Here is a 14,042-nt window from a genome sequence, read left to right on the forward strand (position 1 = left end):
CGCCTTCTTTTAATTTTTTTTGGTAATGGCGCTTATCTGCGCCTCCACCTCTTCAATTAATGCATTTTCCTGGAAATCCTTGCCGCTCAACTGCATGGGTTGAGATTGGCATGTTTTGTGTCCCTTATTTAAGGATTCTAAATACTCGCTCTCAGCTGCGTAAGAGGGTGAAGCAATAAGGAATGGTAAAATAAAAGAAAGAATAAAGTTATTCATGCCTACCTTATAATCACCCCCCTTTTAATATCTTTTACAGCCTATTCAGGATAAGTTAAAAAAGAACTAAAAAAAGAGATTGTTTGCAATTTTATTAAATTTTACTAGAATAAAAAGAAATTTTATACCATACAAAGAGGGGCTGCATTGCGTAAGATTGCATCAGCCATAGGAGTATATTTGCCATCATTATGATGTAAAATCATCCCCGGCGCCAGAGTCAAAGCCCCGTGGGAATTTTTGCGTCCCCGAACTAACACTCGTTTCGCTGGCTTACCTTCACTGGGCCACAAGGGATAAACCACTATATCTCCCAATTTACCATTGAAATAAGATAAAATCTCAGCGAGACGGTCGGCTCGATGAATAAAGGTAACCGTTCCTTTAGGTCGGACCATTAAAAGACAAAACTTCGCCCATTGTTCTAAGGATACAGATGACTCAACATTCGACAATTGCTTATGGGTATGTTGACTCTGATTCACACGCGTGGATTCAAGGTACGGTGGATTAGTCATAACATGGGCATATGTTCCTGCAGCAAGACGCGGCGGCGGTTGCAACAAATCACCATTCAAAATTTCCACACGGTCGCGCATATTATTAAGGATAATATTTTCAGCCGCAAGACGCACGGAGCTACGCTGAAGTTCCAAACCGACAATCCGGCAATGGGGAACACGTGCCGCCAAACAAAGAGAAGCGGCAGCAACGCCAGCGCCAATATCCAAAATTGCATCCCCTTCGTGGACATCTAAAGAAGCGGCAAGAAAAATCGGATCAATGGCCACGCGGTAACCTTGAACAGGCTGACGCAATAAAATTCGCCCGCCTAAGAGGTGGTCTTCTGTATAATCAAGATCGTTTTGCTGCATCTCTCGCACTTTATTGTTTGTTATGGTTTGTCTCTATCGAAAAAAATTGTCTAAAACTAAATCACATTATAATTTTGTCGACAGAGCCGGGGATTAAACCTATTATTATGTAGATAGTTTATAATGATAAGACCTGAATGTCACCTAACTTAAGTAACATATCAGACAACAAATTTTCTATAGAAGATTTGCAGTCTCTCGTCAAAAGTGAATTGATTGGTGTTGACACCATCATTGATCACTCACTTCACAGCGACATCCAGCTTATCGAAGGCATTGCTAAACATATTATTTACGCAGGCGGCAAACGTATTCGCCCTCTTCTCAGTCTGATCTCAGCCAAGATTTTCAATACTACCGTTCCTAGTGAGGCGCTTTATCTGGCAACAGCCGTTGAGTTTATTCATACCGCTACTTTATTGCATGATGATGTGGTTGATGATTCTGATCTCCGGCGCGGCCTTCAAACGGCGCATCAAATTTGGGGTAATTCTGCAAGTATTTTGGTTGGCGATTACTTATTTGCCAAAGCTTTTGAATTGATGGTTAAAACAGGTGATCTTGCTATCCTTGATATCCTATCCCAAACATCCGCTAAAATTGCCGCTGGTGAAGTTTTACAGCTGACCCACAGTCACAGCCTTAATATTGATGAAACCATTGCTCTTGATATAATCGGAGCTAAAACGGCGGAGCTTTTTGCCGCTGCCTGCCAAACCGGCGCCCTTACTGGCGGTGCCAATAGTGAGCAAGCCAAAATTCTTTATCAGTATGGCTATGCCCTTGGCATGGTGTTCCAGATTACAGATGATATTTTAGACTATACCAGCGCTGCTAACCGCGGTAAAAATCTAGGTGATGATTTTAGTGAAGGTAAAATTACGCTGCCCTTGATCTATGCCTATCATAAGGCAAATGCTCACGATCAGAAACGGTTTACTGATTTATTGACGACAGCAGATAACTGTGAAGCTGACTTTAAAATCGCTTTAGACTTAATTCAAACGTATGGTGGTTTTGACACAGCCTATACGGCCGCCAAACGCTTTGCTGACGAGGCTTTGAATGACCTACGTTTCATTACGTCACCCCTTGTCCACCCTCTCAAAAATCTCATTGAATTTTGCCTTGAGCGACAGGCTTAAAAAAATCAATGCTAGTTATACCGCATTTATCGTGAATTAAGCAGGCGACACTGATGGCATACTTTTACATATCCCATCCCTGTTAAATATTGTCAAATTTCGTCTTTGCTAAACGTTTAATTGCTTTTTGTAATTTCTCAAAAGCTTTAACTTCAATTTGACGCACGCGCTCTCTGGAAATATTAAGCTTTACACTTAATTCTTCAAGTGTATCGGATGGCTCCTTTAAGCGACGGTTAATAATAATTTCTTGCTCCCGCTGGGTCAGATGTTCCATTGCTTGATCAAGCAATTTACGACGCTTCGTTAATTCATCGCGTTCCACAGTGACAACTTCTTGGTTATCGCGGTCATCGCTAATCCAATCGACCCACTCGGAATCAGAATCCCCCGCACTCCGTATAGGGGCATTAAGAGAATGATCTTGCGAAGCTATTCGCTGGTTCATTTCAATCACTTCAGTTTCTTTCACGCCAAGTTTCAAAGCAATTTTAGCAATCTGCTCTGGGGTCAGATAAAGCTCTTCATTTTCATTAAAGAGACGTTTTTCTTTACGCAAGTTAAAGAATAATTTTTTTTGGGCCGCGGTGGTGCCAATTTTGACCAGTGACCAGCTATGCAAAATATATTCCTGGATTGCCGCTTTAACCCACCAAATCGCATAGGTGGATAGGCGAAAGCCACGATCGGGATCAAAATGCTTCATCGCATGCATCATGCCAAGGTTCCCTTCAGAGATTAAATCACTGATCGGAAGACCATAACCACGATAACCAGAGGCAATTTTGGCAACCAATCGTAAATGGCTGGACACCAACTTTTCAACAGCTACTCTATCACCTTCTTCACGCCACTTTTTAGCCAGTTGGTATTCTTCATCAACCGTCAAAATTGGCATACTTTTGATGTGGCGAACATAATGCGCGTTAATATCATTATTATTGAATCTTGGAGATGACTTCATAAGATTCCTACCGATGTTGGTGTTACTAGGCTATTAAACCCTAAATGCGTGCTAAATATAGGCTAAACAAAAAGATAGAAATTTCTAATCATTATTCTTCTTTCCTAGCATAGCCTAGCATCAAATTGAGTCTAGTTAAATTTTACTCATATTTTTGTGCTGCCGACAACTACGTTAAATCTTTTTCTAAATATCATGATTTTTTATTTTTTTCAACGTCTTTTAGAATTTTCTGCATATCTTTAGCGAGATTCCCACAAAAATTAATCATTTGTTGCGTTTTAGGGTGTATAAACTTTATTGATATTGCGTGGAGCAATTGTCGGTGTACAAACTCCAATTCGTCTGCCCAGATTTTTTTTGCTCCTTTTGGTAAATGACCATAGAGAGGATCCCCAATAATAGGGCAACCAAGGTAACGCATATGGACGCGAATCTGATGGGTACGACCGGTGGCCAAGGTACATTCAACCAACGAAATGGCAAGCCTTGCTTCTTCACTTACTTGGAAACTTTGGATAACTTTATAATGTGTGACAGCATCTCTGCCATTTTTAGTAACAACTGCCATTTTTTGACGATTTTTTGGATCGCGACCAATTAATGTTTGAATTGTGCCATTTTTGGGCGATGGCACTCCCCACACTAAAGCCTGATAGGTGCGACTTAAACTACGGTCAGAAAATTGAGCACTTAACGCCTGGTGCGCCTGATCGGTCTTAGCTACCACCATTAGACCACTGGTATCCTTATCTAATCGATGGACAATTCCTGGCCGTTTAACGCCTCCAATCCCCGATAAACTATCTCCACAATGGGCCAGAAGCGCATTGACGAGAGTTGAGTCTGGATGGCCTGGAGCTGGGTGCACAACTAACCCAGCAGGCTTATTGATAACCAATAAGGCCTCATCTTCATAAACAATCTCGAGAGGAATTTCTTGCGCAAGTGGCTCTGCAGCAACAGCTTCTGGAATATGGACCGTCACCACATCCCCCACGCGCATCTTGATAGAGGCACTCACCACCCGTTCTGGCATAAGGTGAATCATCCCTGTTTCAATGAGTTGCTGTACACGCGTCCTACTTAAGGCCAAGCATGAGTTAGCAATAAATTTGTCCAAACGAATGCCAGCGTCAGCTTCGGTCATTATTAATTTGTGTATCTCCATCATTTGTCTAGTTTTAAAGGAATATAATTGGAAACACAATAATCTGCAGTTGCGTATTTTTTACAAATTTGTATAAATTAAAAATGAAATTTTAAGACATTAAAGGTTAAGAGTCATGAAGAAATTAGTCCTAGCAAGCCTCCTATCAGTAAGTTTTCTATTCACAGCAACCGCCTCTGAGCCAACAAAGCCTGCAGAAGCCCCTAAAGTTACAACCGAAGCGGCACAAACTGTTGCAGATACAAAAGTTGAACCAAAAACCAAAACTCATTCTAGAATGACAAAAGAAGAACGTCTGGCACACAATAATAAAGAAGCTGATAACTTGATGACAAGCTTGACTGAAAAAGTAAAAACCATGACCGGTGCCGATAAAAAAATGGTCGAACTAAACATGGCGCATGCTAAGCTTGAAATGGATGCTGCCAAAGACGACGATATGAAAACTCATACAATGGCTCACCTTAATAAAGCCAAACGCTTCTTAAAAATTGCTGATAAATTTGCGTCAAAAGCTGAAAAACCTGCTGAGACAAAAGGTGAAGAAAAAAAAGCTGATGATAAAAAAGCGGATGCCAAAACATCCAAAAAATAAGATTCTTTACGATCTATTTCAAGAAAAACCCAGCAGTTGCTGGGTTTCTTATTCACAGCGCCTCAGAATATCGCTATACTCTAGCCAAAATGCCTCAACAATAGGTGATATCGATGGACTTTCATTCCTTCTTAACTTGTGACCCTGCACTCGCAAAAGCACTTCAACAAGAGTTGCTTCGCCAACAAAATCAAATTGAATTGATTGCCTCAGAAAATATTGTCTCGCAAGCAGTCCTGGCAGCGCAAGGTTCCATCCTCACCAATAAATATGCCGAAGGCTATCCTGGCAGACGTTATTATGGGGGGTGCGAATTTGTTGATATTGCTGAACAACTCGCTATTGACCGCGTCAAAAAACTCTTCAACTGTAACTTTGCTAACGTCCAACCCCACTCTGGTGCGCAGGCTAACCAGGCTGTGATGTTGGCCCTACTCCAGCCAGGAGATACATTCCTTGGCCTTTCCCTGGATGCAGGCGGCCATCTAACCCACGGCTCACCCGTCAATTTCTCTGGCAAGTGGTTTAACGCCGTCAGTTATGGAGTGGATGCTGAAACTCATCGTATTGACATGGATGAAGTAGCAAGGCTTGCCGAACACCACAAACCACGTCTCATTATCGCTGGTGGTTCTGCCTATCCGCGGGAAATTGATTTTGCCCGCTTCCGTGAAATTGCTGATTCAGCGGGCGCCTATCTCATGGTGGATATGGCTCACTTTGCAGGTCTGGTTGCCGGAGGTGTGTACCCAAGCCCACTCCCCCACGCCCATGTGGTCACGTCAACGACTCACAAAACCTTGCGGGGCCCTCGTGGTGGGATTATCTTATCCATGGATGATGCTTTGGGCAAAAAGATTAATTCTGCCGTATTTCCCGGCCTCCAAGGCGGGCCACTGATGCATGTGATTGCTGCCAAAGCAGTCGCTTTTGGCGAAGCGTTAAAATCTGATTTTAAAACTTATGCGCAACAAGTAGTTAATAATGCTAAAGTCATGGGCCGTGTTTTAACTGATCATGGGCTTAAGCTCGTTTCGGGTGGAACAGATTCACATCTTATCCTTGTTGATTTACGCCCTAAAAATGTAACGGGTAAAGACGCCACCTTAGCCCTGGAAGCGGTCAACATTACCGGCAATAAAAATGGCATTCCAAACGATCCAACACCACCCACCATTACCTCTGGTATCCGTCTTGGCTCACCAGCAGCAACATCGCGGGGATTTGGTGAAGCTGAATTTGAACAAATTGGGCATTGGATTGTGGAAGTGGTCACATTGCTTGAGCAAGGAAAACTTGAACAAGCAAGTTGTATCCGCGATCAAGTGATCCAGATGTGTCAGGCGTTTCCTATTTATCCGGAAATGAGGTATGTTTAATGCGTTGTCCCTTTTGCAGTCATTTTGACACAACGGTTAAAGACTCCCGTACGACTGACGATTTATCTGCCGTGCGCCGACGCCGTCAGTGTCCTGAATGTGGCAGCCGCTTTACAACTTTTGAGCGCATTCAGCTGCGTGATTTGATGGTCATTAAAAAAAATAAGCTTCGTGTCCCTTTTCATCGGGATAAACTGGCGAGCTCCATTGAAACAGCTCTACACAAACGCCCCATTCCGCCTGATCAAATTGACAGAGTGATTTCTGGAATTATACGGCGATTGGAGACTTCTGGTGAGATTGAAATCCCAACTCATGTGATTGGGGAAATGGCGATCGAAGCCCTGTTCAACCTTGATACGGTGGCTTATATTCGTTTTGCCAGCGTCTATCATGAATTTCAAAATGTTGAAGATTTTGTCACTTTTATTAGCAATATGTCGAAATCAGACACACAAAACACATTAGAATTATAGTATGTCCACACCTCCTCTTTTTGCCTTACGCGATATCAGCCTTACATTTGGTGGGAAGCCGCTATTTCAAAACATCACCTTACAAATCAGTAAAGGCGATCGAATTTCTTTGGTTGGGCGTAATGGGACAGGAAAATCGACATTGTTAAAAATCATTGCCGGCATGATTGACATCGATGACGGCGAGCGTTTCGTCCAACCAGGCACAAAAATTGCCTATCTGCCCCAAGATGTGGACTTTCCAGAATCAGCGACTGTTATCGACTACATTTGCAATGAAACCGATGCGCCACGATATGAAGTTGAAGCGATTTTAGGCGAGTTAAACATGCCGCCGGAGCGGATAATGCAAGGCCTTTCCGGCGGAGAACGCCGCCGTATTTCGCTGGCCACTGCTCTGGTCCAACAACCTGACATTTTGCTTCTTGATGAGCCAACCAACCACTTGGATATCCCCGCCATTGAATGGTTAGAAGATACCCTTAAATCCTTCCGTGGGGCCTTTCTTGTCATCAGCCATGACCGTGCATTTTTAGAAAAAGTCTCCACGTCAACTTTGTGGCTTGATCGGGGTAATCTGCATCAAAATAGTAAAGGCTACGCTGATTTTGAGCGCTGGTCTGACTTTTTATTGCAAGAAGAAGAACGCCAATTAGAAAAAATCGACACCAAATTGCGCCAGGAAATGGATTGGTTACATCGAGGCGTGACAGCGAGACGCAAAAGAAACCAAGGCCGCTTACGCCAACTAGGTGTCTTGCGCATGGAAAAACGCAGTCGTCTGAGCAACCAAGTTAAAAGCTTAAAATTAGGGTCATTGGATACAGAAGTCAGCAGTAAAATGGTGATAGAGGCCAAAGATATCAGTAAGAGCTTTGGTGACCAACTGCTTGTTAATAATTTCAGCACCCGCATCATCAGGGGCGATCGCATCGGCATCGTCGGACCCAATGGAACCGGCAAATCAACATTGCTGAAACTATTGGTGGGAGCAATGAAACCTGATAGTGGCAGAGTTCGTCTTGGCGCTAAAAACGAGCTGATCTATTTTGACCAAATGCGTGACTCCTTGAAGTTGGATGAATCTTTATGGAACAATTTGTGTGAAACTGGTGGTGACCAGGTCATGGTGAGAGGTCAACATCGTCACATTATGTCGTATCTAAAGGATTTCATGTTTGAGGAGAAACAGGTGCGTAGCCCTGTGGCTATTTTGTCTGGCGGGGAGAAAAATCGCCTGGCTCTGGCTAAATCTTTAGCTCAACCAAGCAACGTTTTGGTCCTCGACGAGCCAACCAACGATTTGGATATGGACACCCTTGACCTCTTGCTGGACACCTTAAGCGAGTATGAGGGGACTTTGATTATTGTCAGCCATGACCGTGACTTTCTTGACAAACTCACAACCTCAATCATTGCCTTTGAAGGTGATGGCGTTATTGAAGAGTATGTCGGGGGCTATTCTGATTATTTAAGCCAACGCAAACCACGCCAACCTGCCCCAAAGTCACTTAAAACTGAAAAGATAGCTCAAACTCTTCAGGAAAAACCGCTCCGCAAATTCACCTATAATGAAAAACGCGACTACGAAGTATTGCCTAAAACTATGGATACTTTGCAAGCAGAGATTAAAACGATTGAAGCAAAGCTTGATCACCCTAATTTCTACCAGAACCATCACCATGAGTTTATCACCCTCACCGCTCGATTAGAAACAGCCAAAATAGAGCTTGATGCAGCAGAATTGCGTTGGCTAGAACTTGATGAAAAAATTAATGGGTAGATAGGCCAAGCTGCCCCTTACATCTACTTTCTACTGGAAGAGGTGAGAGACTAGAGAGGGGTGTCTGGGTAGCTCTGCGCCGTAAAGTATGGTTAATTTTCAGATTGTTTTTCGCCTATAGGCCTCAGCGCGGGCTGTTATATGAAACAAATAGATACAAACTAAGCTGCAGATAAACATTGTAAAGGTTGCGGGCCGCAAATCATTGTTGCTCACTAGGCTGATAAGATAACAGCTAAGGGCAGCAAAACTCATTTCCACTGTACTTAAAATCGAAGAAGCCGTCCCCCGATAACGCGGCTCGACATTGACGGCATGCGCGGCACTGTTGGCAAAGACCAACGCCATCCCGATACCATACACACTAAAGGTGCTGTAAATACCAATGAGATTTACCTCGTGCAAATACATCACCATAAACAGGAGTAAGCTCCCCACAGTCATACAAAATAAACCATACTGCAGCATGCGAATAGTACCAAAAATACCAACACCTATCTGATTGATAATGGTACCGACGATATAGGCAGCGGGGCCCACGGCTGAATAATAGCCATAATGTTTAGGATCAATCCCAACCACGTTGATGAAATAAAAGGGAGCCGCAGCAATCCAAGTCCACAATCCACCGTAAGTAACGCCAGAAATCAACGAGAATCCAATTACCCGTGGCGTTTTCAGCAAGATTTTATACGAGCCCACAATTTTATGATAGGACAGCGTTACCTGGCGATGTTCAGGTTTTAGGCTTTCTGGAATACGGAAAACATGCACAGAAAAACCAATCAACGCGCCCACCAAGATAACATAAAAGTTCGCTTTCCACCCCCAATAGGCAGTGATCACGCCGCCCAAAATGGGTGCCACCATCGGCGACATTGTCACCATCATTCCCATAAAAGAGAAAATCCGAGACGACATTTTCTCATTATAAATGTCTTTAATGATGGCATTTGTCGTGACATAGGCAATACCGGCCCCTATTCCTTGAATGAAACGAATGGCGATCAACCAATTCGCCGAATCTACCAAGGTACAGCCAACGCTTGCCAGCGTAAAAACAAAGGAACCAAGGAGGAAAAGCGGGCGTCTACCAAAATTATCAGAAAATGGACCTGCTAAACTTCCAGCTAAGGAAAAGCCCAGTAAATAGCTGCTAATGGTGACAACAACCGTATGTTGACCAACGGCAAAATAAGAAGCCATTTCGGGAAGACACGGAATGTAAATATCCGTCGACATCTCTGCCATTAATGTCATCAAAACAAGGACAAGCGGTAATAATATTATTCTTGAAGATGCCAGTGGCATTTATTGTAACAACCTAAAAAAATCAATAAATTTAAAAAGTCACATCTTTTTATGGGGAGATGTCACCTATAAATATCAAGGGTTAAGAGGACTTATACAAGTCCCTACTATAGCCACTTTGAGGACAAGATGCAAATTTTTAAGATAGATTGACAGAGAAAGAGTATAGAGAAGAGAAATATCTCTTCTCTATAAAAGGACTTATTTCAAAGATTTCAAGAAGGACTCTGGTGTTGCGCCAACATTTTGATAAGCGGCATAATAGTCGCTCCGCATTGTCTGGCTCATACTAACTCCTTCCACAATGACGTCGCGTATTTTATTCCCGTTTGTCACTTCCCAATCAACAGGGGTGGCTGGGCCGCCTGGCTTTTGAATAATTGTTTCAACAATTTCATTCTTCTCTTTTAAATGACTTGATTTTATCGTCAAAACAACACCCTTATATTCCTTAAATCGCCTGGCGTAGGTATCTTTTAAGCGTTGGCGGAATATCTCTTTAAACTCTGCTTGTTGGGCAGGGCTAAATTGCTTCCAATAACGGCCTATAACAAAGCGGCTAATATAATCTAAGTCAAATCCCTCATCCAACAGCTTTAAAAAAGTACTATCAACAGGTGCCTCAGTCGTTAGCGATCGAATAGCCCGATGCCCAAAATCATTAATAAATTGCTCAGCATTGCCCTTTACTGCCGACGCAGGCACACTCAATGCGAAAAACGCGCACACAACGAGAAAAGGGGCTTTAATTAGTTTATGAAGTATTTTCATTATTTAAACTCGTTAACGTTATAATTTTAGAATAGAAAAAATAAGTTTAAGAAGAATTAAAGTCCGCCATTTTAAAAATAGCGGACTTTTACTTTTTAATATAAATACTTAAAGAACACTAGCCAAAAATCTCTCTCTCCGTAGGAGAATCAAGAATTTCATCGTTAGTTTTTGCTTCGTCCACCTTTTTTAGTTTGGTTAAACGATAAGTTTGTTTCTGGAAGTAGATACTTCTGAGGCTTGCATACATATCAAGTGAGGTTGCCTCCAAGTCATCAATAGCCTCTAAAACGAGATTACGTTGATGGACAATTTCCACACCTGTCATCGTCAATCCAATCCAAAGATTATGATTTTCTGGGCGGAAAGCATAGTTCAATGGCTGAGTGAAATAGTCCGCACCAAGACCAAAAGATCCTCTAAAGCTGGACGGCCCAATAATTGGCAACATTAAATACGGCCCTGTATTGACGCCCCAAACTCCCATGGTTTCATTAAAGTTCGTCTCAAGAGTGTGAAAGCCCATATCTCTTGCGGGGTCAAACAACCCCCCAATTCCAAGGGTCGTGTTAATGCCAAATCGCGCTAGCGTCGTTCCCGCCCGGGATGGTTGCCCTTGTAATAAGTGATTCACAAAGGTGATGGGCGCTCCAATGTTGGTGAAAGCGTTCCCAATGCCATTGCGTATTTCTTCAGGCAACCCTAGACGATAGGCAATTGCTAGAGGTTTAGTGATAAACGCATCCAGAATAGAGTTAAAAAAATAGATTGTGCGATTTAATGGTTCTAAAGGATCATTGAGCTCTTCATCCTCTCCAAAATCCTCTTCTTCAGCAGGAGTCGTTTGAGCAGTAGATTCGTTCGCTTGAGGTACGGCTGCTTCAACCGCCAAGAAACTCAACCCAGAAAGGAACACTATTAAAAATAAGATTTTCATGACCGACGCTCGTATTATAACTGATTCTTATAATCAGTTGTAAAGCTGGCTTTTATGGTTTGCAATAGGAAGCTTAGTAAAGGAAGAAATTATTTTAATAAAAATTTACCATTGAGCACCTCGCCGTTAAAAAACTAAGAAGTAAGGCGATATGTAAAGCATTATAAGGGTATGTTTCTCTCTATGCCTTTAAATATGTTTATCACATCTTTTTGTAAGCTTGAAGTGGATGGATTACAATAGCGGTAGCGGAAGGTCCCTCCTTTTTATCTGCAAACTAAATAATTGAAATATTCAAAATAGTTGTTATCTAAATACATAATAAAGAAATTTTTTCGGGATGTAATTATGCTTAAGAATCTGCTGTTTTTGTCTATAGCCTCTTCCATCTTGTCTTTTTCACTAGAATCTGGCTTAAAGATTTCTACTGTTACAGCGGCTGAGGTCGATTTTTTGCCTCAAGATGATAGAGTCAACATGCTAGGAAATAAACAACCTAAATACACGCCTCAAGAAGCCGCTATAAAGGTTAAAAAAATCTTGCAAACAATGCAGGCACGTGAGCAGGATTTTGGAGAGGCTTTTGAAATCTTTATGGATAAATTTTCTGATCCAAAAACTTATAATAAAGAAAGAATGGAGATCATAGATCCTTTTTGGTCTCGCTTTATTGAGAAGAACAAACCAACTTCATCCACCATGCGAGACCGATTAAAAGGCCAGGCAACGCAAAAGAAAGCGACTGAACGGATTATTCAAGATGAATTTCAAAAACAAATTATTCGATCCCGAAATGCTGTGCAAGGATTTGGGCAGCTAATTGGGTTGTGCGACCAATATGTAAACAGCCAAGACCAAGCAGTATTAATGTGCCTTTTGGATTCTCTCCTTGTGTCTCATCTTCTCAATTTAAAGCCAACACTTGAAGCGTATATGCCCTCAAAAGGAGGAACAGCTTATTCTCATATTAGCTTGAAAAAAGAGGAAATCGACACCTATTATACTCAAGATTCGCGTTTAGCTGCATTATCTCAGCTTTATTATATTATTGATTACGTACGCCCTATAGATATTTTAATTAAAGCAGGGTTACAGCCTGAAGCAAAGGAATGGGATTTTGCTGAAAAAGTTCAACAGTATGTCAAACAAGAATTGACTCTGGAGGATCCTAGTATTTTCTTAATGGATGGGTTTTTATATCAAAGAGGAATTGAAAAGGCTGAGAAATCTACGCCTTTGCTGCAATTGATAGCGACGCTGAATGGACAGGTCAATACAGGTGGTGTTTTACGTGGTGAGATCGAAGTAAAGTCCTTGCTGCCCAATGAGAAAGAAGAAGCAAAGAAATATTATAATTTGCTCTATAAATTACATCGCAGTCGTGTAGAATCATACATTAAGGAAGCCCAAAGAGACAAGCTTGAGAAAATTAATAGATCAAGAGACTTCCTTAATGCTGCTTTAAGAGGTGAGTCTGAATATACCTCACCTCAAAGTAATTCAGAAATAATATCCTCAGAACGAATGCAGCCCAAAAAGAAGAAGAAAAAGAAAAAAACCATCCACCAACAGAAACGTTCTCAACAAAAAAGTATGATATCATTGTTGCCAGGGGAGAGTGAAGAAGGGCCTACTGTTGATAACAAGCGAGCCTTAGGCGCTGGGTCTACCTCGGAAACATCAGGAATTGCCTCTGCTTTTCTTCCCATAGAGGAGTTTAAAGCTTTATCAGTTTCACCATTGTCCCCTCCATCCAAAGAAGAGACCTCTGATAATATACAAATCTTAAAGGCTAAACTCACTATAGAAACATCAGAAGCTGAACACCCATTTCAGCCCCTAGAAGAGTCCATCTCAAAAAAGAGTCATTCCCTTTCAATCCCAGGCGATTCAACATCTTTTATAGCCCAACCAAAACAACCGAACCTAAAAATTATAGGGCGCGCTCCCTCTTTAAGGGCGCCAACGAAATCAGAAACTCTCCAAAAAGCGCAAGGGAGTACACTAAGTATTAAAAATGGTAAACACTTGGCGGCGTTAATAGCCCTTCGCAATCCAGCAGAAAAACCATTTACAATCCTCTATCTAAAAGCTCTTAATGCAATGAGTAAGATTGGTATCTCTGAACTTCCTCCTAAAAAAGGAGGGGATTTCCGTAAATTAGTGCGTTATGATTCCCAAGGAAATGTTATCGGCAGAATAGCGGCCTATAAACCTGCAACACCGACTCTCGGCAGGGAACTTATGAAAATTTATCGTGATTTTATTAATGCACAACTGGAGGAACGCCCAGATCTTTCTGGGTTGTGAGGTACTATCAGCCCAGTAGACCTCTTTCGAAAGAGGTCTACTGAAGGAATGTACTTAAGATTGGAGCCATAACATGAGAGCCCAAAGAGTCGGATTAGTTTTAGCCACA

At 42.0% G+C, this 14,042-nt stretch carries 13 protein-coding genes; 6 read left to right on the top strand and 7 right to left on the bottom strand.

Translation table 11 applies throughout. The features are described 5' to 3' along the window. Positions 1–9: 9 nt before the first annotated feature. Both IG80_RS0104650 and IG80_RS0104655 read right to left on the bottom strand, forming a co-directional pair. Complete coding sequence (locus tag IG80_RS0104650; RefSeq protein WP_032112765.1) at positions 10–216, bottom strand: hypothetical protein; 207 nt, start codon at positions 214–216, stop codon at positions 10–12. A 122-nt stretch (positions 217–338) separates the two neighbouring features. Next, positions 339–1,091, bottom strand: a complete 753-nt coding sequence (locus tag IG80_RS0104655) for a tRNA1(Val) (adenine(37)-N6)-methyltransferase (RefSeq protein ID WP_032112766.1) — start codon at positions 1,089–1,091, stop codon at positions 339–341. A gap of 137 nt (positions 1,092–1,228) precedes the next feature. Here IG80_RS0104655 and IG80_RS0104660 point away from each other — a divergent pair, with 137 nt between their 5' ends. Beyond that, the gene (locus tag IG80_RS0104660; protein WP_052046027.1) at positions 1,229–2,236 is read left to right on the top strand and encodes a polyprenyl synthetase family protein; all 1,008 of its coding nucleotides are present in this window, start codon (positions 1,229–1,231) and stop codon (positions 2,234–2,236) included. Between the two features lie 82 nt (positions 2,237–2,318). Here IG80_RS0104660 and rpoH read toward each other — a convergent pair whose 3' ends face one another. Both rpoH and IG80_RS0104670 read right to left on the bottom strand, forming a co-directional pair. Continuing rightward, positions 2,319–3,200, bottom strand: a complete 882-nt coding sequence (gene rpoH, locus IG80_RS0104665; RefSeq protein ID WP_032112767.1) for an RNA polymerase sigma factor RpoH — start codon at positions 3,198–3,200, stop codon at positions 2,319–2,321. A 193-nt stretch (positions 3,201–3,393) separates the two neighbouring features. After that, the gene (locus tag IG80_RS0104670) at positions 3,394–4,350 is read right to left on the bottom strand and encodes an RluA family pseudouridine synthase (protein ID WP_232224330.1); all 957 of its coding nucleotides are present in this window, start codon (positions 4,348–4,350) and stop codon (positions 3,394–3,396) included. A 136-nt stretch (positions 4,351–4,486) separates the two neighbouring features. Between IG80_RS0104670 and IG80_RS0104675 the strand changes: the two genes are divergently transcribed. From IG80_RS0104675 to IG80_RS0104690, 4 genes are all read left to right on the top strand, one after another. Beyond that, the gene (locus IG80_RS0104675) at positions 4,487–4,966 is read left to right on the top strand and encodes a hypothetical protein (protein WP_032112768.1); all 480 of its coding nucleotides are present in this window, start codon (positions 4,487–4,489) and stop codon (positions 4,964–4,966) included. Between the two features lie 113 nt (positions 4,967–5,079). Further along, positions 5,080–6,345: a serine hydroxymethyltransferase gene (gene glyA, locus IG80_RS0104680; protein WP_032112769.1), complete on the top strand. Its 1,266-nt coding sequence runs from the start codon at positions 5,080–5,082 to the stop codon at positions 6,343–6,345. After that, positions 6,345–6,821 (top strand): transcriptional regulator NrdR, encoded by a 477-nt coding sequence (nrdR, locus tag IG80_RS0104685; RefSeq protein WP_032112770.1) that lies wholly within the window; start codon positions 6,345–6,347, stop codon positions 6,819–6,821. Before glyA ends, nrdR begins: the two co-directional genes overlap by 1 nt. 1 nt (position 6,822) lies before the next feature. Continuing rightward, positions 6,823–8,604: an ABC-F family ATP-binding cassette domain-containing protein gene (locus tag IG80_RS0104690; RefSeq protein ID WP_032112771.1), complete on the top strand. Its 1,782-nt coding sequence runs from the start codon at positions 6,823–6,825 to the stop codon at positions 8,602–8,604. Positions 8,605–8,703: 99 nt separating this feature from the next. On the opposite strand, the gene IG80_RS0104695 is transcribed toward IG80_RS0104690, so the two are convergent. The 3 genes from IG80_RS0104695 to IG80_RS0104705 all read right to left on the bottom strand — a co-directional run bounded on the left by IG80_RS0104695 (position 8,704) and on the right by IG80_RS0104705 (position 11,623). Next, positions 8,704–9,915, bottom strand: coding sequence for a multidrug effflux MFS transporter (locus IG80_RS0104695; RefSeq protein ID WP_075553154.1), 1,212 nt, complete (start codon positions 9,913–9,915; stop codon positions 8,704–8,706). Positions 9,916–10,116: 201 nt separating this feature from the next. Then, entirely contained in the window at positions 10,117–10,686 is a 570-nt protein-coding gene (locus tag IG80_RS0104700) for an MlaC/ttg2D family ABC transporter substrate-binding protein (protein ID WP_052046031.1), read from the bottom strand. 118 nt (positions 10,687–10,804) lie between these two features. Continuing rightward, the gene (locus IG80_RS0104705; protein ID WP_052046033.1) at positions 10,805–11,623 is read right to left on the bottom strand and encodes an MlaA family lipoprotein; all 819 of its coding nucleotides are present in this window, start codon (positions 11,621–11,623) and stop codon (positions 10,805–10,807) included. 348 nt (positions 11,624–11,971) lie between these two features. On the opposite strand from IG80_RS0104705, the gene IG80_RS0104710 reads away from it, so the two are divergent. After that, positions 11,972–13,933 carry a hypothetical protein gene (locus IG80_RS0104710; RefSeq protein WP_032112773.1) on the top strand — a complete coding sequence of 654 codons (1,962 nt, stop codon included), beginning with the start codon at positions 11,972–11,974 and terminating at the stop codon, positions 13,931–13,933. Positions 13,934–14,042: the final 109 nt, after the last annotated feature.

Source organism: Candidatus Paracaedibacter symbiosus (genome assembly GCF_000757605.1).
Taxonomy (GTDB): Bacteria; Pseudomonadota; Alphaproteobacteria; order Paracaedibacterales; family Paracaedibacteraceae; genus Paracaedibacter_A; species Paracaedibacter_A symbiosus.

Coding starts and splice junctions, on each gene's coding strand:
- nrdR (WP_032112770.1), top strand. CDS start 6,345: ATGCGTTGTCCCTTTTGCAGTCATTTTGACACAACGGTTAAAGACTCC.
- rpoH (WP_032112767.1), bottom strand. CDS start 3,200: ATGAAGTCATCTCCAAGATTCAATAATAATGATATTAACGCGCATTAT.
- IG80_RS0104650 (WP_032112765.1), bottom strand. CDS start 216: ATGAATAACTTTATTCTTTCTTTTATTTTACCATTCCTTATTGCTTCA.
- IG80_RS0104710 (WP_032112773.1), top strand. CDS start 11,972: ATGCTTAAGAATCTGCTGTTTTTGTCTATAGCCTCTTCCATCTTGTCT.
- IG80_RS0104705 (WP_052046033.1), bottom strand. CDS start 11,623: ATGAAAATCTTATTTTTAATAGTGTTCCTTTCTGGGTTGAGTTTCTTG.
- IG80_RS0104670 (WP_232224330.1), bottom strand. CDS start 4,350: ATGACCGAAGCTGACGCTGGCATTCGTTTGGACAAATTTATTGCTAAC.
- IG80_RS0104660 (WP_052046027.1), top strand. CDS start 1,229: ATGTCACCTAACTTAAGTAACATATCAGACAACAAATTTTCTATAGAA.
- IG80_RS0104690 (WP_032112771.1), top strand. CDS start 6,823: ATGTCCACACCTCCTCTTTTTGCCTTACGCGATATCAGCCTTACATTT.
- IG80_RS0104655 (WP_032112766.1), bottom strand. CDS start 1,091: ATGCAGCAAAACGATCTTGATTATACAGAAGACCACCTCTTAGGCGGG.
- IG80_RS0104695 (WP_075553154.1), bottom strand. CDS start 9,915: ATGCCACTGGCATCTTCAAGAATAATATTATTACCGCTTGTCCTTGTT.
- glyA (WP_032112769.1), top strand. CDS start 5,080: ATGGACTTTCATTCCTTCTTAACTTGTGACCCTGCACTCGCAAAAGCA.
- IG80_RS0104700 (WP_052046031.1), bottom strand. CDS start 10,686: ATGAAAATACTTCATAAACTAATTAAAGCCCCTTTTCTCGTTGTGTGC.
- IG80_RS0104675 (WP_032112768.1), top strand. CDS start 4,487: ATGAAGAAATTAGTCCTAGCAAGCCTCCTATCAGTAAGTTTTCTATTC.